Consider the following 22,097-nt stretch of genomic DNA (forward strand, 5'->3'; position numbering starts at 1 on the left):
CGACGCCGCGATGACGTTGGCGGAGAGTCGAATCGACCGCTATCGGACCAGAACGGCCGTAGCGGTACCGCCGGTGGAGCGCACCGACCCCACGGTGTGGGGCACGGTCACCTCGCCGGAGCTGCAGAGTTTCGATGCCGATGGGTACGCGATCATCGACGAGTTGCTGACCCCGATGGAGGTGGCCGATATCGCCGCCGACATCGACCGGCTGGCCGCCGATCCGGTGTTGCGTGCCGACGAGCGGGTGATCATCGAGAAGAAGTCGAACAGCGTTCGTTCGATCTTCGAGGTGCACAAGATCAGCGCCGTGGTGGCGGAGTTGGTGCGCGACGAGCGGATCGTCGGGCTGGCCCGCCAGATTCTCGGTTCCGAGGTCTACATCCATCAGAGCCGGGTGAACTACATGCCCGGTTTCGAGGGCGCCGGGTTCTACTGGCATTCGGATTTCGAGACCTGGCACGCCGAGGACGGGATGCCCTCACCGCGTGCGGTGAGCCTGTCGATCGCGCTGACCGACAACTATCCGTTCAACGGCAGCCTGATGCTGCTGCCGGGCTCGCACCGGCAGTTCATGCCGTGCCAGGGCGAGACTCCCGACGAGCACTACCGGGAATCGTTGCGAGAGCAGCAGATCGGCGTGCCCGCGCAGGAGGATCTGGCCCAGCTGGCCGACAAGTACGGCATCGCGCAGTTCACCGGCGCACGCGGTTCGGCGCTGCTGTTCGATTCCAACATCATGCACGGCTCGTCGAACAACATCACGCCGTTCGCGCGCTCGAACGTCTTCCTGGTGTTCAACAGTGTGGAGAACACTCTCGAAGAACCGTATTCGGCCCTGCATCAGCGGCCGACCTATATCGCCTCGCGCGATTTCACCCCTCTGCGCTGAGCGGGGTGACCCGATCACGTCGGGACCGATGATCGCGCGGGTTCGCTCCCGACGGTGGCGGGGCGAGCCCGGCATCCCCGGCGCGTTTTCGGCCGGAATCCGAATCGGATTCCGGCCGAAAACATGTCCGGGGCGCCGGCGGTATGGGACCGCGCCCCGGCGATCGGTGTGCGCCGCTCAGGCCCGCGTCAGCGCGGCGTAGCGGGCGATGTGCTGATCCGCGGAACCCCATTCGGTGCGAATCGCGGTGAGCCGCTTGAAGAAATGCCCGATCGCGAGTTCCTCGGTCATGCCCATCGCGCCGTGCAGTTGCACCGCGTGCTGGCCGATGAAGCCGGCGGCGCGGGCGACGGTGGCCTTGGCCGCCGCGGCGGCCCGAGCGCGGACCTTCGGTTCGGCGTCGAGTTTCAGCGTCACCAGATAGGTGGCGGCCACGGCCTGTTCGAGCTCCAGGTGCATATCGACCATGCGGTGCTGCAGTACCTGGAAACTGGCGATCGGCACGCCGAACTGGCGGCGCTGCTTGCTGTATTCGACGGTGTCGGCGAGTACCCGCCGCATTCCGCCCACGGCCTCGGCGCAGATGGCGGCGATCGCCTCGTCGATGGCCCGCTCGACCGATTCGTCGGCCGCGCCCTCGGCACCGAGCAGCGCGTCGGCGCCGACCCGGACGCCATCGAAGACCAGATCGGCCGCGCGGCGTTCGTCGATCGTGCGGTAGGGGTGCTGGGTGAGACCGGCCGCGTCGGCAGGCACCACGAACAGCGACAGACCGGCCGCGTCGGAGGTGCGTGCGGTCACCAGTAGATGGGTGGCCAGCGGTGCGCTGGTCACCACCCCCTTGGCGCCGTCGAGGATCCAGTCGTCGCCATCGCGGCGGGCGGTCGTGGCCACGCGTGCGGGGTCGTACCCGGAGCCGGCTTCCAGGGCGGCGAACGCGGTGATGACGGAGCCGTCGACGATGCCGCGCAGCAGTTCCTCGGCCCGTGCGCCGCCGGCGCGGCGCAGCAGTCCGCCGCCCAGGACGGCGGTGTCGACATAGGGTTCGACGACCAGGGCGCCGCCGAGCGCCTCGGCGATGATCATGGTCTCGATGGCGCCGCCGTCGAATCCGCCGACACTCTCGGGCAGGCTCGCGCCCAGAATGCCGACCTCCTCGGCGAAGCCGCGCCAGATTTCCGGCTGATGGCCGGCGCCGACCCGTGCCGCGGCCCGGCTTTTCTCCAAATCGTAACGGGCGGCGAGAAATTCGGTGACCGTGTCACGGAGCAGTTGCTGTTCGGCAGTGAATTCGAAGTCCATCTCTCACAGTCCCAGGGTTGCCTTGGCGATGATGTTGCGCTGAATCTCGTTGCTGCCCGCGTAGATCGAGCCCGCGCGGTCGTTGAAGTACCGCAGCGGCGCGACGGCCTGCCACGGTTCACCGCTGAGATAGCCGTCGGCGGGCGCGACGAAGTCGGCGACCGGACCGCCCGGCATGGCCGCGTGCGGCTGATAGGCGCGCCCGCGCGGGCCGGCGGCCTCGAGGGCCAATTCGGTGAGCCGCTGGCTCAATTCGGTGCCCAGAATCTTGATCGTGGACGCGGCCGGACCCGGATCCTTACCGCGCGAAATGGCCGACATGGTGCGGTATTCCAGGATTTCGAGGACGTCGGCCCGGATCCGCGCGTCGGCCAGTTTCGCCGCGAAGGCGGGTTCGTCGAGCAGGCTGCCGCCGGCGAAACCGGGCTGTCCGGCCGCGTGCTCGGCCAGCGATTCGGCCAGCACCTGCAGCGCCGGGCCGTAGGCCGAACCGCCGCGCTCGAAGTTCAGCAGATGTTTGGCGACCGTCCAGCCCTCGTCGATGCGGCCGATGACGTTGGACTTCGACACCCGGACACCATCGAAGAACACCTGGTTCTGCACCTGCTCGCCGGAGGTCATGACCAGCGGGCGGATCTCGATGCCGGGAGTGTCCATCGGGATCAGCACGAAGGTGATGCCCTGCTGTTTGCGTTCCAGTTTCGAGGTGCGGACCAGGGCGAAGATCCAGTTGGCCTCGGTGGCGTGGGTGGTCCAGATCTTGGAACCGGTGCACACCAGATCGTCGCCGTCGGAGACCGCGGCCATGGTCAGCGAGGCCAGATCCGAGCCCGCCTCGGGTTCGGAATAGCCCTGGCAGAAGAACACCTCGCCGGTGAGGATGCGCGGCAGGAAGTAGTCCTTCTGCTCCGGGGTGCCGAAGGCGATGATCGCGTGCGCGACCATCCGGATGCCCATCGGCGAGAGAGCGGGCGCGCCCGCGAGGGTGGATTCACGATCGAAGATGTAGTGCTGCGTCATGCTCCAGTCACAGCCGCCGTGGGCGACCGGCCAGGCCGGCGCCGCCCAGCCACGGGCGTGCAGGATGTGCTGCCACTGCATGCTGGCCTCGTGATCCGGGTACACGCTGGTGGCGAGCTGACCGGCGCGACGTATTTCCGGGGTCAAATTCTCGTCCAGGAAGCGCCGCACCTCGTCGCGAAACGCCAGATCGGTGGGCGACCAGTCCAGATTCACGAAGAACTCCTTGTGCGATAAACGGGCCTCTACCTTCTCATTTACTCCGGGTCGAGCGCAAATGGTCGTTAACTTATTGCGATAGCGGGCAGTGTGCCGGGGCGGTGGCGGGCTGGTGGGCGACGGCGTGTCGGAACGCGAAACCCGTGCCGGGACTTGCGATCCTGCGCATGGTGTGAGGAAAGATGTGGGTCCATGTACGCATCTCGAGTACTTCGTCTGTTCGTGCGCGCCGTTCCGGCCGTGCTCGTCACGCTGATCGCCGCGGCCACCTTCGCGGTCGCCGGTGGCGTCGCCTCCGCCCAGCCGCTGCCGGGCGTGCCCGCGCTGCCCGGCGCCGTCACCCGCCTGGTGATCGCCCCCGGCCAGAACAGCACCGGCGGCAGCGGCACCGTGGCCGAGGGCAAGCTCGACAACTACTCCATCGCGTCCGCGCAGGGGCAGAAGCTGATCTTCGACGTCACCTCGAACAACGGCAACGCCCGGGTGACCGTCGGCCCGCTGGTCGGCCCGATGGCCGCCACCGAGGTCCCGCACGCCGAGATCGTCGCCAATGGCCTCGACTACCAGATCACCGTCACCTCCGCCGACGGCTCGCCCAGCGACTACACGCTGACCGTTACCGCCGCCTGATTCCGGGTCCTATTCGGCGGATGCCGGGCGAACACGTTCGCCCGGCATCCGACCGGCAACGCACCCCGACCGGGTAGCCTGACCGACTGTGCACCTGAAGAGTCTGACGCTGAAGGGATTCAAATCCTTCGCGTCCGCGACGACGCTGCGGCTCGAGCCCGGCATCACCTGTGTGGTGGGGCCGAACGGGTCCGGCAAATCGAACGTCGTCGACGCGCTGACCTGGGTGATGGGGGAGCAGGGCGCCAAGGCGCTGCGGGGCGGCAAGATGCAGGACGTCATCTTCGCCGGTACCGCCGGACGGGCGCCGCTGGGCCGCGCGGAAGTCACACTGACCATCGACAATTCCGACGGCGCGCTGCCCATCGACTACTCCGAGGTCTCGATCACCCGCCGGATGTTCCGCGACGGCGCCGGTGAATACGAGATCAACGGCAACTCCTGCCGGCTGATGGATGTCCAGGAACTGCTGTCGGACTCCGGTATCGGCCGGGAAATGCACGTCATCGTCGGCCAGGGCCAGCTCTCGGCGATTCTGGAATCGCGACCCGAGGACCGCCGCGCCTTCATCGAAGAGGCCGCGGGCGTGCTCAAGCACCGCAAGCGCAAAGAGAAGGCGGTGCGCAAACTCGATGCGATGCAGGCCAATCTGGCCCGTCTGACCGACCTCACCACCGAACTGCGCCGCCAGCTCAAACCGCTGGGCCGCCAGGCCGAGGTGGCCCGGCGCGCGGCCACCGTCCAATCCGAACTGCGCGATGCCCGGCTGCGATTGGCCGCCGACGATCTGGTGGCGCGCCGGCGCGAACTGGAAAGTCAGCAGAGCAAGGAAGCCTTCGCCCGCGAACAGCAGATCACCGTGCAAGCCGAATTGGATGCCGCCAATGCGGCGCTGGCGCAGCAGGAATTCCAGCTCTCGCGGCTCACGCCCGGCGCCGAGGCGGCCGCGCAGACCTGGTTCCAGCTGTCGGCGCTGGTGGAGCGGGTCAACGCGACCATCCGGATCGCCCGCGACCGGGCCCGCAATCTCACCATCGAACAGCCCACCGGCACCGGCCGCGACCCCGAACAACTCGAGGCCGAGGCGGACCGGGTGCAGGCCGAGGAGGCGGAACTGCTCGAGGCGGTCGAGGTGGCCACGGCGACCCTGGAGGCCGCCCGCGATCAATTGCTGGACCGCGAACAGGCCGCCAAGGCCGCCGAACAGGCCCACCTGGCCGCGGTGCGCGCCATCGCCGATCGGCGCGAGGGCCTGGCCCGCCTCGCCGGACAGGTCGATACCCTGCGCCACCGCGCCCAGTCGGCCGACGGTGATATCGCCCGGCTGTCGGAGGCGCTGGCCGCCGCCCGGCAGCGTGGTGATGCCGCCGAGGCCGAATTCGAGTCCGTGCAAACCGAATTGAGCGAACTCGACGCCGGAGAGGAAGGACTCGACGCCGCCTACGAGCACGCCGCCCAGGCCCTGGAACTGGCCGACGCGCGGGTGACCGAACTGCGCGAAGGCGATCGCGAGGCCGGGAAGAAGGTCGCCTCGCTGACCGCCCGCATCGAGGCGCTGACGATGGGGTTGGCCCGCAAGGACGGCGGCGCCTGGCTGCTGGACAACCACGCCGACGGATTGCAGGGCCGGCTCTCGGGAATGGTGCGGGTACACAGCGGATTCGAGGCCGCGGTGGCCGCCGCGCTCGGGCCGCTGGCCGACGCCATCGCCGCGGACGCGCACCCCACCGCGCAGGCGGCGGTGCGCGCGCTCAAGGACGCCGACGGCGGACGCGCGGCCGTCGTCTACGGCGGTGCGGCGCAGCCTCGCAGCGAGATCGGTGACCTGCCCGCGGGAGTACGCCCGCTCGCGGAGGTGATCGACTGTCCGGACCGGCTGCGTGGTGCGGTCGCGGCCCTCACCGCCGGCACCGTCGTCGTCGGCGATCTGACGCAGGCGGCCGAAATCCTTTCCACCCGACCGGAACTGCGGGTCGTGACCCGCGACGGCGATCTGAGCGGTTCGGGCTGGGTGCTCGGCGGCTCGGACCGCGCGCCCAGCCAGATCGAGGTGCAGGCCGATATCGATGCCGCCGCCGCCGAACTGGTGTCGTGGCAGCGGCAGGCCGAGGAGGTCGAGGCCGCGCTGTCGGGTGCCCTCGCCGAGCAGAACGATCGCAAACAGGCCGTCGACCAGGCATTGCTGGCACTGCACGAATCCGATCAGGCGCTGGTCGCGATCTACGACCGGCTGGGCCGCCTCGGTGCGACAGCACGCAGCGCCCACTCCGAATACGAGCGGCTGCTGGCCCAGCGCGCCGAGGCCGAATCCGCGCGCGACGAGAACCTGACGGCTTTGGCCGAACTCGAGGGCCGGCTGCGCCATGCCGAATCCGAACAGTCCGATCTGGATTCCGACGCCGACGCGGGCACCGACACCGCCGGGCAGGAGCGCGAACAGGCCGCCGCGGCGCTGGCCGAGGCCCGCGCCATGGAGGTAGAGGCCCGGCTGTCGGTGCGCACCGCCGAGGAGCGCGCGGAATCGGTTCGAGGCAAAGCGGATTCGCTGCGCCGCGCCGCGCGCGCCGAACGCGAGACCCGCGCCCGCGCCGAACGGGCCCAGGCCGCCCGCCGCCGTGCCGCCGAAGTGGCGGCGGTGGTCGCCGAATCGGCCGAGCGGATCGCCGCCGAACTGGAAACCGTGGTGGGCGAGGCGGCCGCGCGGCGCGACGAGCTGGTCCGCCGGCGTACCGAATGCGCCGGCCAGGTGGATCAGATCAAGGAGCGGGTGCGGGCGCTGAGCGCGCAGCTCACACAGCTGACCGACGCCGTGCATCGCGACGAGGTCGCGCGGGCCCAATCCGCGCTGCGCATCGAGCAATTGGAAACCACTATCGCCGAGCAGTTCGGCATCGCGCTCGACGAACTCGTCGCCGAATACGGTCCGCACGTGCCGATGCCGCCGACCGCACTGGAGATGCAGGAGTACGAACAGGCCCGCGAGCGCGGCGACCAGGTGAGCCCACCGCAGGAAATGCCCTACGACCGCGCCACGCAGGAGCGCCGCGTCAAACGCGCCGAGAAGGATCTCGCCACCCTCGGCAAGGTCAATCCGCTGGCGCTGGAGGAGTTCGCGGCCCTGGAGGAGCGCTACAACTTCCTGTCCACCCAACTCGAGGACGTCAAGAAGGCTCGCCAGGATCTCCTCGATGTGGTGGCCGAGGTCGATGCCCGCATTCTGCAGGTGTTCACCGAGGCCTACGAGGACGTGGAACGCGAATTCGTCCAGGTGTTCGGCCGCCTGTTCCCGGGCGGCGAGGGCCGGCTGCTGCTCACCGATCCCAGCGATATGCTCACCACCGGTATCGAGGTGGAGGCGCGGCCGCCGGGTAAGAAGGTGAAGCGGCTGTCGCTGCTGTCCGGTGGCGAGAAATCCCTTGCCGCCGTTGCCTTTCTGGTGTCGATCTTCCGGGCCCGCCCGTCTCCGTTCTATGTGATGGACGAGGTTGAGGCAGCGCTCGACGACACCAACCTGCGCCGCCTCATCGGCCTGTTCGAGCAGTTGCGGGAGAAGTCGCAGCTGATCGTCATCACCCACCAGAAACCGACCATGGAAATCGCCGACGCGCTGTACGGGGTCAGCATGCGCGGTGACGGCATCACCCAGGTCATCTCGCAGCGGCTACGCGGGGAGAATCTGGTGGGCGCGACCACCTAGTCACCCTCCGCGAACCTGGCTTTCAGGACCGCGGCGCCGGTGGTGGCCAGCCAGGTCTCCAGGCTCTGCAGGCTCGGGTGGATCGAGCGGATCTCGTCGATATCGGCGTGCCAGCCGTGGCCCCGATGGCTCAAGCGCCAGGTGTTGCCGATCTGTTCACCCAGTCCGTCGGCCTCCGCCTCGGTGATTTCGCGATACCGCACCGGATATCCGGTCGCGCGGGAGATCAGTTCCACAGCGGCAGCGGGAGTCACGGCATCGCCGGCGAGTTCGAGGGTCTGCCCGGAGAATCGTTCGGGATCGGCGAAGGCAAGCGCGGCCACCGCGGCGATATCGTCCACCGCGATCATCTGCGCCGGGCGATCGGCCGGGAACAGGTGGACGTTCACCCCGTCGACGAAACCGTCGAGCGGCATTCCTTGCGCCAGATAGTTCTCCATGAACCGGACCGGGCGCAGCACGGTGTAGCGCATGCCGCTGTCGGCCAGCGCCTGCTCGATCTGCCGCTTTCCGGCACTGCCCCAGGGGATTTCGTTGTCGAACGAGGCCACGCCGGTGAAGACGACGTGGTCGGTTCCGGCGTTGCGGGCAGCGTCGATCACGGCGGCACCGCGGGTCGCCTCCAGGTCGACATCCCAGCCGTCGGGGCCGAAGGCCGCCGGTGGAACCAGGAAGACGCCTCGCGTTCCGGCTACCGCCGCGGTCAGGGTGGCTGGGGCGTCGAAGTCGCCGATGGCCACGTCCGCGCCGAGGGCGGCGAGTTCGCGCGCCGCCTCGGCGGCGGGATCACGGACCAGGATGCGGACCGGGACATCGCGGGCGAGCAGCGCGCGGGCCGTGGCGCCGCCCTGCTTGCCGGTGGCGCCGGTGACGAGAACGAGGTTGTCGTGGACGGTCATCTCGGAGGAGCCCTTTCGATAGAATCGGGTCGGTCGACCCGTATTCGCACGATAGGAGCAGCGTTGTCGTCTCCGCCATCCGCCGACGCGGGGTTTCGTTACGGCGTGCGCGCACCGGCACCCGCAGCGCCGGGCACCCGAATCGACGCGCGCCGCAACCGGGCTCGTGTCCTCGCCGCCGCCCAGCGGGCCTTCGCCGAATCCGGAACGTCGGTGTCACTGGCCGAGATCGCCCGCCGCGCCGGTGTGGGGGCCGGCACCGTGCATCGCCATTTCCCGACCAAGACGGACCTGCTCGAGGCCGTGCTGCAGCAACGGATCGATCGGCTCACCGCGCGGGCGCTGATGCTGCGCGACGATCCGGACCCCGCCGCGGCCTTCCTGGGATTCTGCGCGGAGGTCGTCACGCGCACGCCCGGGAACAAGGCGATGTGCGATCTGCTCGACGCCGACGACGGCTGGCCGCGGATGCTGCTCCGGGATGCGGGCGAGCGATTTCACCTCGCCCTCGGGCAATTGCTGGAGGCGGCGCATCGCGCAGGCGGAGTACGTGCCGATGTGACCCTGGCCGACGTGCTGGCGATCTTCACCGGTTGCGTTGCCATGCAGCGTGTTTCGAATGCCGGCGACGAACTGTGCCGCCCCGCCGCCATGCTGCTGGCGGCGATGCGTGCCGACTCGGACGTAACGAAACCGGCGAATTTTTCCCATGGCCGTAACGAAACGACGGCGGCCGGCGGGAATCGTGACAGTGGGAGCTGCCCGATCTGCGGGGCGGACGTGGCGCATGCGGAGACCGGACGACCCGCCCGGTACTGCTCGTCCGCGTGCAGGCAGAAGGCTCACCGGCTGCGCCGTGCCGCGAGTGCGGCGGGAAGGAATCCGGTCGCCACCGAGTGACCCACGCACCCACCCGCCCCCGCCACCATGTCACCCGTTCGACGGTACCCGTCAGCGGACCTCCGGAGGGCGGCGTGAAGGCCGATCAGCGCGACACCGGCCGCAGCCCGTCGAACACGATGGCGAGCACTCGGTCCACCGCCGCCGGATAGGACTCCCCGGGCTGGGCGTAGACCTGCACGGTCATCAGGAGACCAACCTCGGTGACACCGACATCGGTGCGCAGGTCGCCATCTTGCTGGGCTCGCCGGATCAACTCGTCGATCCGCTCCAGAACGCCCGCCCGCACCGCGCCCACCCGCGTATCGGTGCGGACCATCGCGTGGACGGCGGGTTCGATGGCCGCCGCCAGCGCACCCAGGCGCAGTAGCGCGCATTCGCGCAGGAACCGGCGCAACCCGTCCCACGCCGTCGCTTCCTCCGCGCCCGCCGAGCCGGCCATGCGCGCGAGGCGGTCCAGATGTGCCTGCGCGGTGGCGACCACCAGGGCGTCGCGGTCGGGGAACCGGCGATACAGCGTGCCGACTCCGACCCCGGCGCGATCGGCGATCAGCTTCATCGGGACATCGGTGCCGCGTTCGGCGAAGACGTCCAAGGCGGCGAGCAGGAGGTGATCGCGATTGCTGCGCGCGTCGGCGCGCAGGGAATCCGGGTGGATCGGCTCCGAGACCATCGGCGGCTCCCGTCGTGCTCAACAAGTGGACGAATTACGTCCACTTAATCTACCATCGACCTAAGCGGACGAAAATCGTCCACTTGAGAGAGGTGACGACATGGTCGAGGTACTGGTTTCCGGAGCGGGAATCGCGGGATCGACGCTGGCCTACTGGCTGAGCCGACACGGATTCGGGGTGACCGTGGTCGAGCGGGCCGCCGGGCTGCGCTCCAGCGGCAACCCGGTCGACGTGCGCGGGCCGGCACTGGAGGTGGTGAGTGCCATGGGTGTACTGCCCGAATTGCGTGCTGCCGCAACGGCGGTGGACCGCTTGCGGTTCGTCGACGCGCGGGGCCGGGGCCGCGCCTCGATGCGCGTCGGCGATCGAGAGCGCGGTGAGGTGGAGCTGGCCCGCGCGGATCTCGCCACCATCCTCACCGGGGCCTCTCGCGACCGTGTCGAGATGCGCTGGGGTGACGGTATTTCCGAGATCGAGCAGTCCGCGGCGGGAGTCACCGTCGGCTTCGAATCGGGGGAGCGGGCGCACTACGACTATGTGCTCGGCGCCGACGGCCTGCATTCGGCGGTGCGCCGGCTGACCTTCGGCGACGACCGGGAATTCGTGCGGCACATGGGGATCTACATCGCCACCATGCCTGTCACGCGGGCCGCGGGCGCGGCGGACGAGGTGGTCATGTACAACTCACCGGGGCGGTCGGTATCGGTCCATCCCGCCGGTGGCCGCCCGATCGCGGCCTTCATGTTCCGGCGGGCGCCGGTGGCCGGGCTGGACCACCGCGACAGCGAGGCGCACCGTCGGTTGCTGATCTCGGAGTTCGCCGGGCGCATGGGACCGTTCGAGGACGTACTGGAGCAGGTGCGCGCCGGTGGTGACCTCTACTTCGACGCCGTCAGCAAGGTGTCGCTTCCGCGCTGGTCGCGGGGACGGGTCGCCGTCGTGGGAGATGCCGCCTCATGCCTGTCGCTGTTCGGCGACGGATCGAGCCTGGCCATCGCGGGCGCACACACCCTGGCCGAGGAACTCGCGCGAACGCCGCACGACCCGGCCACGGCGTGGGCACGCTACGAGCGGCGGCATCGCGATCGGATCGGCGCATCACATCGAGGGGTTCGATTCGCCTCGGCGCTGATGGTGCCCGGATCGCGCCCGGCTATCGGGCTGCGCAATACCGCGGTCCGCCTGTTGGGGGCTGCGTGACGGTCGCCGGCGGACCGTTCGTGAGGAGTCTGGTTCGCCGGAAGCCCCAAGTTTGCGGCGGCACGCGATTACAAAAGGTCGCTCACGTCGTCGGGCACGTCGACGGCGTATTTGCGCAGGGTTTCCATCGGCACGACCTCGAGCGCGTTCTCGTGGGTCGCGGCCAGGACGACCGGCGCGGCCACCCCGTCCTCGTGGGCGTGCAGCCACCGCACCGCAACCACACACCAGCGGTCCCCGGGTTGCAACCCGGGAAAATTGTTCTCCGGGCGTGGGGTCAGCAGATCGTTGCCGATCGATTTCTGATGCTCCAGGAACTCCTGGGTCACAACAGTGCAGACGGTGTGGCTACCCAGATCCTCGGGCCCGGTGCTGCAGCAGCCGTCCCGGTAGAAGCCGGTGAGAGGATCGGTGCCACACTCCTCCAGCGGTCCCCCAAGCACATTTCGATCGGTCACGAGCCGATCCTATTGTCTCTGTGTCGGATTCGCCGCGCCTTGGGCGGTTGGTATCGGGACGGTTGCCGGTGATGCGTGGCCGGACGGGTTATCGTCCGACGTCGTCGGCGTGTCGGGCGTGCGCGGATAGTGACGAATCGCCCGTACCGTCGCGGGCGCAACACCCGCCTGCCGCCACGCGGGCGCGTTCGCGGGTTCTGACAGGATGGGAACCGTGACTGCGCAAGCCTGGATTCTGATCGCCGCGATCGTCGCCGTACTACTGGTGGCGTTCGTTGCCGGATTCGTCCTGTACAAGCGCCGCCGAGTGAGCATCACCCCGGCGGAGGAGCAGGACAAGCAGCTGACCGACCGGTCGGGTGGGTACACCGCAGCCGGTGGCTTCAACTTCAGTCAGGGCGGTGCGGGCTCCGGCACGCTGACTCCGCCGCGTCCCGAACCGGTCCCGATCGAACGCACCGACGACGAGGGTCAGCCGCATGTCGGCGATGATGCCGCGATCCCGCGCGACTCGGTGCGCCGGACCATCACCGACGTGCGGTTGCCGGAACCGGAAACCCTCGCCGACCGCCCGGCGGACGGAGCGACCGCGACGGCGCCGACCGTCGAACCGGACACGACGGAAACACCCACCGACGGTGTGGCCGCGCCGGAAGCTCCGGCCGAAGCTCCCGCCGCGCCGCCCTCGACCGACGGCGCCACCGCGGTCACGCCCGCCCCCGTCGAGACGCCCGAAACCGCCCCGGTGGATTCGGCTCCGACCACAGCGCCGAGCGCCCCGACCGCGCCTACTCCTACCGCGCCTACTCCGACAGCACCGACTCCCACCGCACCGGCACCCCAGCCCGCCGCGGTGGAGGAGATCGAACCCACCGCCGGTCGCCTGACCCGCCTGCGCGGGCGGCTCTCGCGGTCGCAGAACGCGGTCGGCAAGAGCCTGCTCGGCCTGCTCGGCGGCGGTGACCTCGACGAGGACTCGTGGGAAGAGATCGAGGACACCCTGGTCATGGCCGACCTCGGCACCTCGGTCACGACGACCGTGGTCGAGCGACTGCGCGAGGAATTGGCCGCGCGCAGCGTGCGCACCGCCGAGCAGGCGCGGCAGGTGCTGCGGGATGTGCTGATCGAGGCCCTGCGCCCGGACCTGGATCGTGCGATCCGAGCGCTGCCACATGCCGATCACCCGTCGATCCTGCTGGTCGTCGGCGTGAACGGCACCGGTAAGACCACCACGACCGGCAAATTGGCGCGCGTCCTGGTCGCCGACGGCCGACGCGTGCTGCTCGGCGCCGCCGACACCTTCCGCGCCGCCGCCGCCGACCAGCTGCAGACCTGGGGTGAGCGGGTCGGCGCCGACACGGTCCGCGGCCGCGAGGGCGCCGATCCGGCATCGGTGGCCTTCGACGCGGTCAGCGCCGGCATCGACGAGGGTGTCGACGCGGTTCTGGTCGACACCGCGGGCCGCCTGCACACCAAGACCGGCCTGATGGACGAGCTGGGCAAGGTCAAGCGCGTGGTGGAGAAGAAGGCCGCCGTCGACGAGGTCCTGCTGGTGCTCGACGCGACCGTCGGGCAGAACGGCCTCACGCAGGCTCGCGTCTTCGCGGAGGTCGTCGACATCACCGGCGTGGTACTCACCAAACTCGACGGCACCGCCAAGGGCGGCATCGTCTTCCAGGTGCAGCACGAGCTCGGCGTGCCGGTGAAACTGGTCGGCCTCGGCGAGGGCGCCGACGATCTGGCCCCCTTCGAACCGTCCGCATTCGTCGACGCCCTCCTCGGGTAGCGGCGAGCAGCGAAAACGGCAGTTCCTCCTCATTTCGACACGGTCCTCACAGTGCGCCGACATGCGCTGTGTGCGCGCTGAAACCTGGTAGCAACACGGCAAGCGGATCCGTTCACGCATGCGAAACATCGCGGCGGCACGGATGAAACACCAGATCGCGACCCTTCTGTGCAGGCTCGTTTGCCGCAGTTCGGCCGGGCCCGAGATGAGGAGGAACAAGGTGGCGTATCCCTTGCTCGGTGTGCCCGACACCGGCGACACCGCATGGATGCTGGCGAGCTCCGCGCTCGTTTTGCTGATGACCCCGGGGCTGGCGTTCTTCTACGGCGGCATGGTCCGCTCGAAGAACGTGCTCAACATGATCATGATGAGCATCAGCGCGATGGGCATCGTCGGCGTGCTGTGGTCGCTCTACGGCTTTTCCGAGGCATTCGGTGACAACAAACTCGGCCTGATCGGCAACCCCGCCCAGTTCTTCGGGCTCAAGGGTCTGATCGGCAGCAATGCCGTCAAGGCCAGCGCGGCCGACCCGTCGACCGGTGCGTCGGCGGTGGATCAGGTGAACATCCCGCTGGCCGGCACCATCCCGATGACGGTGTTCGTGGCCTTCCAGCTGATGTTCGCCATCATCACCGTGGCTCTGATCTCGGGTGCGGTCGCCGACCGCATGAAGTTCCGTGCGTGGGTGGTCTTCGCGATCGCGTGGTCGACCATCGTCTACTTCCCGGTCGCGCACTGGGTGTTCGACTTCGACGTCAAGGACGCCGCGGGCAACATCGTCCACCACGGTGGCTGGATCGCGAACAAACTGCAGGCCATCGACTTCGCCGGTGGTACCGCGGTGCATATCAACGCCGGTGCCGCGGGCCTGGCGCTGTGCCTGGTGCTCGGCAAGCGCAAGGGCTGGCCGAAGACGCCGATGCGCCCGCACAACCTGCCCTTCGTCATGCTCGGCGCCGGTCTGCTGTGGTTCGGCTGGTTCGGTTTCAACGCCGGTTCCTCGGTGAGTTCCAACGGCCTGGCCGGCTCCACCTTCCTGACCACCACCTTCGCCACCTGCGCCGCGATGCTCGGCTGGCTGGTCGTGGAGAAGTTCCGCGACGGCAAGCCCACCAGCCTCGGCGCCGCCTCGGGCATCGTCGCGGGCCTGGTCGCGATCACCCCGTCCTGCTCGTCGGTGAACGTCCTGGGCGCGCTGGTGATCGGCGCGGTGGCCGGTGTGCTGTGCGCGCTGGCGGTCGGCCTGAAGTTCAAGCTCGGTTTCGACGACTCGCTCGACGTGGTCGGTGTACACCTGGTCGGTGGTGTGGTCGGTACGCTGCTGATCGGTCTGTTCCTCGCTCCGGAATCGGGCGCGGCCGCCGGCGGCGCGAAGGGCTTGTTCTACGGCGGTGGTTTCGATCAGCTCGGCAAGCAGGCCGTCGGCGCCTTCACCGTGCTGGCGTTCTCCTTCGTCGTCTCGCTGGTTCTGGGTCTGATCATCAAGTACACGATCGGCATTCGTGCTTCCGAGGAAGACGAGTTCAAGGGTATGGACGAGTCGGAGCACGCGGAGACGTCATACGATTTCGCTGCTGTGGGTGGCACGGCACGTACCGCCGTCAAGGAGGCATGACGCAATGAAACTGATCACTGCAATCGTCAAACCGTTCACACTCGAGGACGTCAAGTCCGGGCTCGAGCAGGCCGGTGTGCTGGGAATGACGGTCAGCGAAGTCCAGGGGTACGGCCGCCAGAAGGGGCACACCGAGGTTTACCGCGGCGCGGAGTACTCGGTCGATTTCGTGCCGAAGGTACGGGTCGAGGTCGTCATCGACGACGCCTCGGTCGAGAAGGTCGTCGAGGTGATCGTCGAGGCCGCGCGCACCGGCAAGATCGGTGACGGCAAGGTCTGGGTGACCCCGGTCGAATCGGTGATCCGGGTCCGAACCGGTGAACGCGGTGCCGACGCACTATAGGAGATGAAGGATTTCGGGCAGCCCCGCTTCCTGGCACCGGCCGGGGACGGGGCTGCCCGCATGACCGGGCGGTGGTTGCGGGTATGAGTGCAGACGAATTGTCCCAGGGCGCCAAGGAGCTGGTGGCCGCACGAGATCAACTGCTCGACGGTGGTGATCCCCGGCGCCCGCGGCTGAGCGCCGAGGCGTTGCGGCAGGCGCTGGTCGACCTGCACGAACTGTGGTTGACCACCAAGGGCGCGGAGCTGGGCATCACCGCCGACAGCGGGCTGGCCGTGGTGGCGGTCGGGGGACTGGGCCGGCGTGAGATGCTGCCGTATTCCGATCTGGATCTGGTGCTGCTGCACGACGACGTCGATCCCGCACGGGTCGCCGAAGTCGCCGATCGGCTCTGGTACCCGCTGTGGGACGCCCACATCAAACTGGATCACAGCGTGCGGACCGTGCCGCAGGCGCTGCGGGTGGCCGCCGACGACCTCACCGCCGCGCTCGGCATGCTCGACGCCCGCCACATCGTCGGCGACGCGGAACTGAGCAATCTGCTCATCGGTGGTGTGCGCCGCGAATGGCGTACCGGAATCCGTTCGCGCTTCGCCGAATTGGTGGAACAGGCGCAGGCGCGATGGAAGCGCAACGGCGAGATCGCGCATCGGGCCGAGCCCGACCTCAAGAGCGGTCGCGGTGGGCTGCGCGATATCCAGCTGCTCGACGCCCTGGCCATCGCCCAGCTGACCGACGCCATGCCCGGCCTGGGCCCCGACGTTCCCGGCGGCGGTCTCGAGGCCGCCCACCGCCGGCTGCTCGACGTGCGGACCGAACTGCATCGGGTGGCCGGGCGGTCCCGTGATCAGCTGCGCGCCCAGGACGCGGACGAAATCGGCGCCGCCCTGCGCATCGGCGATCGATTCGATCTGGCGCGCACGCTCAGCGATGCGGCGCGCACGGTCGTCTATTCGGTCGACGTCGGCCTGCGCACCGCCGGCAACGCGCTGCCGCGCCGCGGTCTGGCCCGGCTGCGGCGCCTGCCCGTTCGCCGCCCGCTCGACGAGGGCGTGGTCGAACACGCCGGCGAGGTGGTGCTGGCCCGCGACGCTCGGCCGCAGCGCGATCCCGGCCTGATCCTGCGGGTCGCCGCCGCCTCCGCGCGCACCGGCCTGCCGATGTCGGCGACCACCCTCAATCGCCTGTCCGAGGATGCCCCGGAACTGCGCGAACCGTGGCCGCGCGAGGCGCTCAACGATCTGCTGGTGCTGCTCGGCGCCGGCCGCAACACCATCGACGCGGTGGAGGCGCTGGATCGAACGGGCTTGTGGGGCAGGCTGTTTCCGGAATGGGGGGCGGTGCGTGACCTGCCGCCCCGCGATGCCGTGCACACCTGGACCGTCGACCGCCACCTGGTCGAGACCGTCGCCTACGCCGGTGCGCTGAGCACCCGGGTCGCCCGGCCTGATCTGCTGCTGCTCGGAGCGTTGCTGCACGATATCGGCAAGGGCCGCACCGAGGATCACAGCGTGGTGGGCGCCGAACTGGCCGACCGGATCGGTCATCGGCTGGGCCTGTGGCCCGACGATGTGCACAGCCTGGCGACGATCGTGCGGCATCATCTGCTGCTGCCCGAAACGGCGACCCGGCGCGATCTCGACGATCCGGCGACCGCCGCCCGTGTGGTCGACGCGTTGGGCGGTGAGCGGCAGCTACTGGATCTGCTGCACACCCTCGCCGAGGCCGACTCGCTGGCGACCGGCCCGGGTGTGTGGGGGGAGTGGAAGGCGTCCCTGATCGGGGAACTGGTGCGCCGCGGCCACGCCGCGATGGCGGGAGAGTCCGCACCCCAACGGGTTTCGCCCACGCCGACCGTGGTCGACGCGGCCGTCATGGACAAGGTCGCGGCCGGTGGCGTGCACGTGGAATTGTCACCCGGCGACGGGCGCTACATCCACGTCGTCACGGTCGTGGCCCCCGATACGCCGGGTCTGCTCTCGGAGGCGGCCGGGGTGCTCGCCCTGCATTCCCTGCGAGTGCTCTCCGCGTCCCTGGCCGCGTCGGGCGACACCGCGATCGACACCTTCGTGGTGACACCGACTTTCGGCAATCCGCCCGACGCGGGCCTGCTGCGCCAGGAGTTGATCCGCGCGATCAACGGCGATCTGAAGTTGGCCTCCCTACTCGCGGACAAGGAGCGCGAGACGGCGACTCGGACCAGCCGGTACGCGCAGGCTCAGCCGAAGGTGATCTGGAGCGAGGTCGAGCGGCCCGGCGAGGTGGTGCTCGAACTGCGCGCCGAGGACCGCATCGGGCTGCTCAGCCGGTTGGCCGCGGCGCTGGCCGCCGAGGGTGCGGATGTGCGGTGGGCGAAAGCGGACACGATGGGCTCGGTGGTGGTCGACTCGTTCGGCCTCGGTCTGGGTGAGAACGACACTCCGCGGCGGCGCCGTGCCATCGAAGCGGCGGTGTTGGGGGTCGTCCCGCATCAGGAGCCGAAGAAGCCGAGCGAAACGGACACCGGCGCGGATGCCGGTTAGGTTTACCGACCTCTCGCCGGTTATCGGGTCAACCTGGTCGTTTGGTCCGTAATGCGGTAACCAGATCGTTGCGGCAACCTCTGCTGGATGTGATGTCCGCCACTCTACGATCGGTGTAGATCGTGAAGTTGATCGTGATCGCTAGCTGTTCGAGCTGTTGCTGTACCTGTCCGGCGAGTTGGGTGCGTTGAGGGGAGCAGGTCGATGGCAAACGAAGTCGTGTCCTCATCCATGATCACCAGCGATTCGACCCACCACATCGCTCGCTGTGTCGGCGGCGACCATTGGGTGGTCTCCTGGCTTCCGGGCCGGACTTTGACCGGCGGTCAGGCGGTGGCGGCCATGAAACTGGCCGGCGCTCTCGTCGACGGCACACCAGGTGACTCCGACTGGGCGACCCTGGACGCCATGGCACTGCCACTGGGGCTGACCGGCCGCGAGGCGGTCTATCTGGTGGCCTACGAACAGCACGACTTCAGCCGGGCCCCGCGGCCGCGGCACAGCGCGCTGTCCTGACCGCAGTCCCGGTGACGGGCCCGCCGCCCGGTCGGCGGCAGGCCTTGGACTAGGGCGAATCCACCGATCGCGGAGTTGCCCGTACCCTGGTAACCCGAGTGACGTCCCTCGACGAGACCAGGAGCGCGATCGGTGTTCGAATCCCTTTCCGACCGGTTGACCGGTGCCCTGAAGGATCTGCGTGGCAAGGGGCGTCTGTCACCGGCCGATATCGACGCGACCGCGCGCGAGATCCGGCTGGCCCTGCTCGAGGCCGACGTGGCGCTGCCGGTCGTGCGGCAGTTCATCGCCCGCATCAAGGAGCGGGCCAAGGGCTCCGAGGTATCGGCCGCGCTGAACCCCGCGCAGCAGGTCGTGAAGATCGTCAACGAGGAATTGATCGGCATCCTCGGTGGTGAGACCCGGCGCCTGCAGTTCGCGAAGAACCCGCCGACGGTCGTCATGCTCGCCGGTCTGCAGGGTGCCGGTAAGACCACGCTCGCGGGCAAGCTCGCGAAATGGCTGAAGGGCCAGGGGCATACGCCCTTGCTGGTGGCGTGTGACCTGCAGCGGCCGGGCGCCGTCACCCAGCTGCAGGTGGTGGGCGAACGGGCCGGTGTGCCGGTGTTCGCCCCGCATCCGGGAACGTCGATCGGCGGGGGCGACAACGCCCTGGGTGTCACCGCCGCCGACCCGATCCGCGTCGCCGAGGCCGGTATCGATGAAGCGAAGCAGAAGCACTACGACATCGTCATCGTCGACACCGCGGGCCGCCTCGGCATCGACGAGGAGTTGATGCGCCAGGCCGCCGGCATCCGCGACGCCGTGCACCCGGACGAGACGCTGTTCGTCCTCGACGCCATGATCGGCCAGGACGCCGTCAGCACCGCCGAGGCCTTCCGCGACGGCGTCGGCTTCACCGGTGTCGTGCTGACCAAGCTCGACGGTGACGCCCGCGGTGGCGCCGCGCTGTCGGTCCGCGAGGTCACCGGCGTCCCGATCCTGTTCGCCTCCACCGGTGAGAAGCTCGAGGACTTCGACGTCTTCCACCCGGACCGCATGTCGAGCCGCATCCTCGGCATGGGCGATCTGCTCACCCTGATCGAACAGGCCGAACAGGTCTACGACCAGCAGCAGGCCGAGGAGGCGGCGCGCAAGATCGGCTCCGGCGAACTCACCCTCGAGGACTTCCTCGACCAGATGCTGGCCATCCGCAAGATGGGCCCGATCGGCAATCTGCTCGGCATGCTGCCGGGTGCCGGCCAGATGAAGGATGTGCTGGCCCAGGTCGACGACAAACAACTCGACCGGGTGCAGGCCATCATCCGCGGTATGACCCCCGCCGAGCGGGCCAACCCGAAGATCATCAACGCCTCCCGCCGCCTGCGCATCGCCAACGGCTCCGGCGTCACCGTCTCCGACGTGAACCAGCTGGTCGACCGCTTCTTCGAAGCCCGCAAGATGATGGCCGCGATGGGCCGGCAGATGGGCCTGCCAGGCGCGCGCCGCAACGCCAAGGGCAAGAAGGGGAAGAAGGGCAAGAAGGGCGGACGCGGACCGACGCCGCCGAAGGGGATGCGCGGAGGATTCCCGGGGATGCCGGGTATGCCGGGCGGAATGCCGGGGATGCCCGCCGCGGGGATGCCGGATCTGTCGAATATGCCCGCGGGGCTGGACGAATTGCCGCCGGGTCTGGAGGGCTTCGATCTGAGCAAGCTGAAGTTCCCCAAGAACTGACCGTGCGAAACGGGCGGCGTCGGAAGGCGCCGCCCGTTTCGTGTGTCCGGGGTGTGGTGCCGGGACGCGTACCGCGGAGGGCGGCGGTAGGTTGGCATCGACGGCGAGACCGGGTTCGCGACGGGTCAGGAGGCGGTATGCGGATGCATCTGCGCGGGGTGGTTCTTCCCGACGACGAGGTGCGGGAGCTGTGGGTTCGTGACGGGGCGATCTCGTTCGAGCCGGTGCGCGACGCCGAAACCCTCTGTGACACAGGGTGGATCGTGCCCGGCCTGGTCGACGCCCACTGCCACGTCGGCATTCGCTACGGCGGCGGGCACGAGGACCGCGAGGGCGCGATCGCGCAGGCGGAGGTGGAACGCGATGCGGGGGCGCTGCTGCTGCGCGATGCCGGATCGCCCATCGACACCCGCTTCATCGACGACCACCACGAACTGCCGAAGATCATCCGGGCCGGCCGCCACATCGCCCGCCCCAAGCGGTATATCCGCGAACTGGGCATCGAACTGGACGACGAGCGCGATCTGCCCGAGATCGTGGCCGAACAGGCCCGCTTCGGCGACGGCTGGGTCAAGATCGTCGGCGACTGGATCGATCGGTCCGCCGGTGATCTGCGGCCGCTGTGGAGCGACGCGATCCTGAAGGAGGCCATCGACGCCGCCCACCGCGAAGGCGCCCGCGTCACCGCGCACGTCTTCGGCGAGGACGCGCTGCCCGGCCTGATCAACGCCGGCATCGACTGCCTCGAGCACGGCACCGGACTCACCGACGACACCATCGAGATGATGGCCGAACACGGCACCGCCCTGGTGCCCACCCTGGTCAACATCGACACCTTTCCCGATATCGCCGACAGCGCGACCAAATTTCCGGTCTACGCCGCCCATATGCGTGATCTGCACCGCCGGGTTCGCGACACCGTCGCGAACGCCCACGCGGCGGGGGTGCCGATCTACACCGGCACCGACGCCGGCGGCTCGATCCGGCACGGCCGCATCGCCGACGAGATCGACGCGCTGGCCGGGGCGGGGTTGTCGCGGCACGAGGCGCTGGCGGCGTCGTCGTGGCGGGCCCGCGAGTGGCTCGGCCGGCCGGGTATCGAGGACGGCGCCCCGGCCGATTTCGTCGTCTACCGCACCGACCCGCGGTCGAGCCGTGAAGCGCTCGACGCCCCGGCATACGTCGTCCTGCGTGGGCGGGTGTACCCGGGCCGCGATCCGGTCACCGGACACCGGTAGGGCGTCGGCGCGACGAGTGGTTCGGCAACGGCGCTGGTCACCGATCTGCGTGGGACCCGCTCGATTCCGGGGCGATTTCTCCGGGTGCGGGCGTATCTGGCACAATGAACCACCGTCCTCGTCGACGCCCGCGACCTACTCGCGGTGCCGTGTTCGGGGACAGTGTCAGCCCGTCTCCGGTTACGTACCGCGCGGCGGTCACACACTCAACGCAAAACCGGGCCCGTACCCCGTGCGGGCTGCTGAATTGCGCCGTGACCACTCAGGCTGCCCTCGGGCGGCCGCCATCGAAAGGCATCGATACAGCCATGGCTGTCAAGATCAAGCTGACCCGTCTGGGCAAGATCCGCAACCCCCAGTACCGCATCGTCGTCGCCGATGCGCGCACCCGCCGCGACGGCCGCGCCATCGAGAACGTCGGCAAGTACCACCCGAAGGAAGAGCCCTCGCTGATCGAGGTCGACTCCGAG

Annotated in this window: 18 protein-coding genes; 13 read left to right on the forward strand and 5 right to left on the reverse strand. The window is 69.1% G+C overall.

What is annotated here, in order from left to right; translation table 11 throughout:
- Nucleotides 1-10: 10 nt before the first annotated feature.
- Complete coding sequence (gene thpD / locus IRT45_RS23780; RefSeq protein ID WP_194808116.1) at nucleotides 11-892, forward strand: ectoine hydroxylase; 882 nt, start codon at nucleotides 11-13, stop codon at nucleotides 890-892.
- A gap of 177 nt (nucleotides 893-1,069) precedes the next feature.
- Here thpD and IRT45_RS23785 read toward each other — a convergent pair whose 3' ends face one another.
- Entirely contained in the window at nucleotides 1,070-2,194 is a 1,125-nt protein-coding gene (locus tag IRT45_RS23785) for an acyl-CoA dehydrogenase family protein (protein WP_194808117.1), read from the reverse strand.
- Nucleotides 2,195-2,197: 3 nt separating this feature from the next.
- Complete coding sequence (locus IRT45_RS23790) at nucleotides 2,198-3,430, reverse strand: acyl-CoA dehydrogenase family protein (RefSeq protein WP_194808118.1); 1,233 nt, start codon at nucleotides 3,428-3,430, stop codon at nucleotides 2,198-2,200.
- A 195-nt stretch (nucleotides 3,431-3,625) separates the two neighbouring features.
- On the opposite strand from IRT45_RS23790, the gene IRT45_RS23795 reads away from it, so the two are divergent.
- Both IRT45_RS23795 and smc read left to right on the forward strand, forming a co-directional pair.
- Complete coding sequence (locus tag IRT45_RS23795; RefSeq protein ID WP_194808119.1) at nucleotides 3,626-4,063, forward strand: hypothetical protein; 438 nt, start codon at nucleotides 3,626-3,628, stop codon at nucleotides 4,061-4,063.
- Nucleotides 4,064-4,151: 88 nt separating this feature from the next.
- A complete protein-coding gene (smc, locus tag IRT45_RS23800) occupies nucleotides 4,152-7,760 on the forward strand; it encodes a chromosome segregation protein SMC (protein ID WP_194808120.1) in 3,609 nt (1,202 codons plus the stop codon).
- Here smc and IRT45_RS23805 read toward each other — a convergent pair.
- Entirely contained in the window at nucleotides 7,757-8,659 is a 903-nt protein-coding gene (locus IRT45_RS23805) for an NmrA family NAD(P)-binding protein (RefSeq protein ID WP_194808121.1), read from the reverse strand. The two genes, smc and IRT45_RS23805, sit on opposite strands and share 4 nt — an antisense overlap.
- 63 nt (nucleotides 8,660-8,722) lie before the next feature.
- Between IRT45_RS23805 and IRT45_RS23810 the strand changes: the two genes are divergently transcribed.
- Nucleotides 8,723-9,559 carry a TetR/AcrR family transcriptional regulator gene (locus IRT45_RS23810; RefSeq protein ID WP_228534845.1) on the forward strand — a complete coding sequence of 279 codons (837 nt, stop codon included), beginning with the start codon at nucleotides 8,723-8,725 and terminating at the stop codon, nucleotides 9,557-9,559.
- A gap of 85 nt (nucleotides 9,560-9,644) precedes the next feature.
- Here IRT45_RS23810 and IRT45_RS23815 read toward each other — a convergent pair whose 3' ends face one another.
- A complete protein-coding gene (locus tag IRT45_RS23815; RefSeq protein WP_194808122.1) occupies nucleotides 9,645-10,232 on the reverse strand; it encodes a TetR/AcrR family transcriptional regulator in 588 nt (195 codons plus the stop codon).
- A 100-nt stretch (nucleotides 10,233-10,332) separates the two neighbouring features.
- Here IRT45_RS23815 and IRT45_RS23820 point away from each other — a divergent pair, with 100 nt between their 5' ends.
- Entirely contained in the window at nucleotides 10,333-11,433 is a 1,101-nt protein-coding gene (locus IRT45_RS23820; protein ID WP_194808123.1) for an FAD-dependent monooxygenase, read from the forward strand.
- A 68-nt stretch (nucleotides 11,434-11,501) separates the two neighbouring features.
- Here IRT45_RS23820 and IRT45_RS23825 read toward each other — a convergent pair whose 3' ends face one another.
- Nucleotides 11,502-11,891: a DUF2237 family protein gene (locus IRT45_RS23825; RefSeq protein WP_030513055.1), complete on the reverse strand. Its 390-nt coding sequence runs from the start codon at nucleotides 11,889-11,891 to the stop codon at nucleotides 11,502-11,504.
- A gap of 205 nt (nucleotides 11,892-12,096) precedes the next feature.
- Here IRT45_RS23825 and ftsY point away from each other — a divergent pair, with 205 nt between their 5' ends.
- The 8 genes from ftsY to rpsP all read left to right on the forward strand — a co-directional run.
- Entirely contained in the window at nucleotides 12,097-13,677 is a 1,581-nt protein-coding gene (gene ftsY / locus IRT45_RS23830) for a signal recognition particle-docking protein FtsY (RefSeq protein WP_228534847.1), read from the forward strand.
- 205 nt (nucleotides 13,678-13,882) lie between these two features.
- A complete protein-coding gene (locus tag IRT45_RS23835) occupies nucleotides 13,883-15,292 on the forward strand; it encodes an ammonium transporter (protein ID WP_194808125.1) in 1,410 nt (469 codons plus the stop codon).
- Between the two features lie 4 nt (nucleotides 15,293-15,296).
- Entirely contained in the window at nucleotides 15,297-15,635 is a 339-nt protein-coding gene (locus IRT45_RS23840) for a P-II family nitrogen regulator (protein WP_194808126.1), read from the forward strand.
- Nucleotides 15,636-15,718: 83 nt separating this feature from the next.
- Nucleotides 15,719-18,157, forward strand: a complete 2,439-nt coding sequence (locus IRT45_RS23845) for a [protein-PII] uridylyltransferase (RefSeq protein ID WP_194808127.1) — start codon at nucleotides 15,719-15,721, stop codon at nucleotides 18,155-18,157.
- Nucleotides 18,158-18,361: 204 nt separating this feature from the next.
- A complete protein-coding gene (locus tag IRT45_RS23850) occupies nucleotides 18,362-18,673 on the forward strand; it encodes a hypothetical protein (protein WP_036503669.1) in 312 nt (103 codons plus the stop codon).
- A gap of 132 nt (nucleotides 18,674-18,805) precedes the next feature.
- Entirely contained in the window at nucleotides 18,806-20,389 is a 1,584-nt protein-coding gene (gene ffh / locus IRT45_RS23855; protein WP_194808128.1) for a signal recognition particle protein, read from the forward strand.
- Between the two features lie 143 nt (nucleotides 20,390-20,532).
- On the forward strand, nucleotides 20,533-21,627 hold the full coding sequence (locus IRT45_RS23860) for an amidohydrolase family protein (protein ID WP_194808138.1): 1,095 nt from the start codon (nucleotides 20,533-20,535) through the stop codon (nucleotides 21,625-21,627).
- A gap of 308 nt (nucleotides 21,628-21,935) precedes the next feature.
- On the forward strand, nucleotides 21,936-22,097 hold a 162-nt coding region (rpsP, locus tag IRT45_RS23865; RefSeq protein ID WP_194808129.1), incomplete at its 3' end, for a 30S ribosomal protein S16.

The organism is Nocardia sp. BSTN01, assembly GCF_015354405.1.
In the GTDB taxonomy this organism is placed as follows: Bacteria; Actinomycetota; Actinomycetes; order Mycobacteriales; family Mycobacteriaceae; genus Nocardia.

What these genes read in the sequence shown, in the direction of transcription:
- thpD (WP_194808116.1), top strand. Translation starts at nt 11, where the DNA reads ATGACGTTGGCGGAGAGTCGAATCGACCGCTATCGGACCAGAACGGCC.
- IRT45_RS23785 (WP_194808117.1), bottom strand. Translation starts at nt 2,194, where the DNA reads ATGGACTTCGAATTCACTGCCGAACAGCAACTGCTCCGTGACACGGTC.
- IRT45_RS23795 (WP_194808119.1), top strand. Translation starts at nt 3,626, where the DNA reads ATGTACGCATCTCGAGTACTTCGTCTGTTCGTGCGCGCCGTTCCGGCC.
- IRT45_RS23805 (WP_194808121.1), bottom strand. Translation starts at nt 8,659, where the DNA reads ATGACCGTCCACGACAACCTCGTTCTCGTCACCGGCGCCACCGGCAAG.
- IRT45_RS23815 (WP_194808122.1), bottom strand. Translation starts at nt 10,232, where the DNA reads ATGGTCTCGGAGCCGATCCACCCGGATTCCCTGCGCGCCGACGCGCGC.
- IRT45_RS23820 (WP_194808123.1), top strand. Translation starts at nt 10,333, where the DNA reads ATGGTCGAGGTACTGGTTTCCGGAGCGGGAATCGCGGGATCGACGCTG.
- ftsY (WP_228534847.1), top strand. Translation starts at nt 12,097, where the DNA reads ATGGGAACCGTGACTGCGCAAGCCTGGATTCTGATCGCCGCGATCGTC.
- IRT45_RS23835 (WP_194808125.1), top strand. Translation starts at nt 13,883, where the DNA reads ATGAGGAGGAACAAGGTGGCGTATCCCTTGCTCGGTGTGCCCGACACC.
- IRT45_RS23840 (WP_194808126.1), top strand. Translation starts at nt 15,297, where the DNA reads ATGAAACTGATCACTGCAATCGTCAAACCGTTCACACTCGAGGACGTC.
- IRT45_RS23845 (WP_194808127.1), top strand. Translation starts at nt 15,719, where the DNA reads ATGAGTGCAGACGAATTGTCCCAGGGCGCCAAGGAGCTGGTGGCCGCA.
- IRT45_RS23850 (WP_036503669.1), top strand. Translation starts at nt 18,362, where the DNA reads ATGGCAAACGAAGTCGTGTCCTCATCCATGATCACCAGCGATTCGACC.
- IRT45_RS23860 (WP_194808138.1), top strand. Translation starts at nt 20,533, where the DNA reads ATGCATCTGCGCGGGGTGGTTCTTCCCGACGACGAGGTGCGGGAGCTG.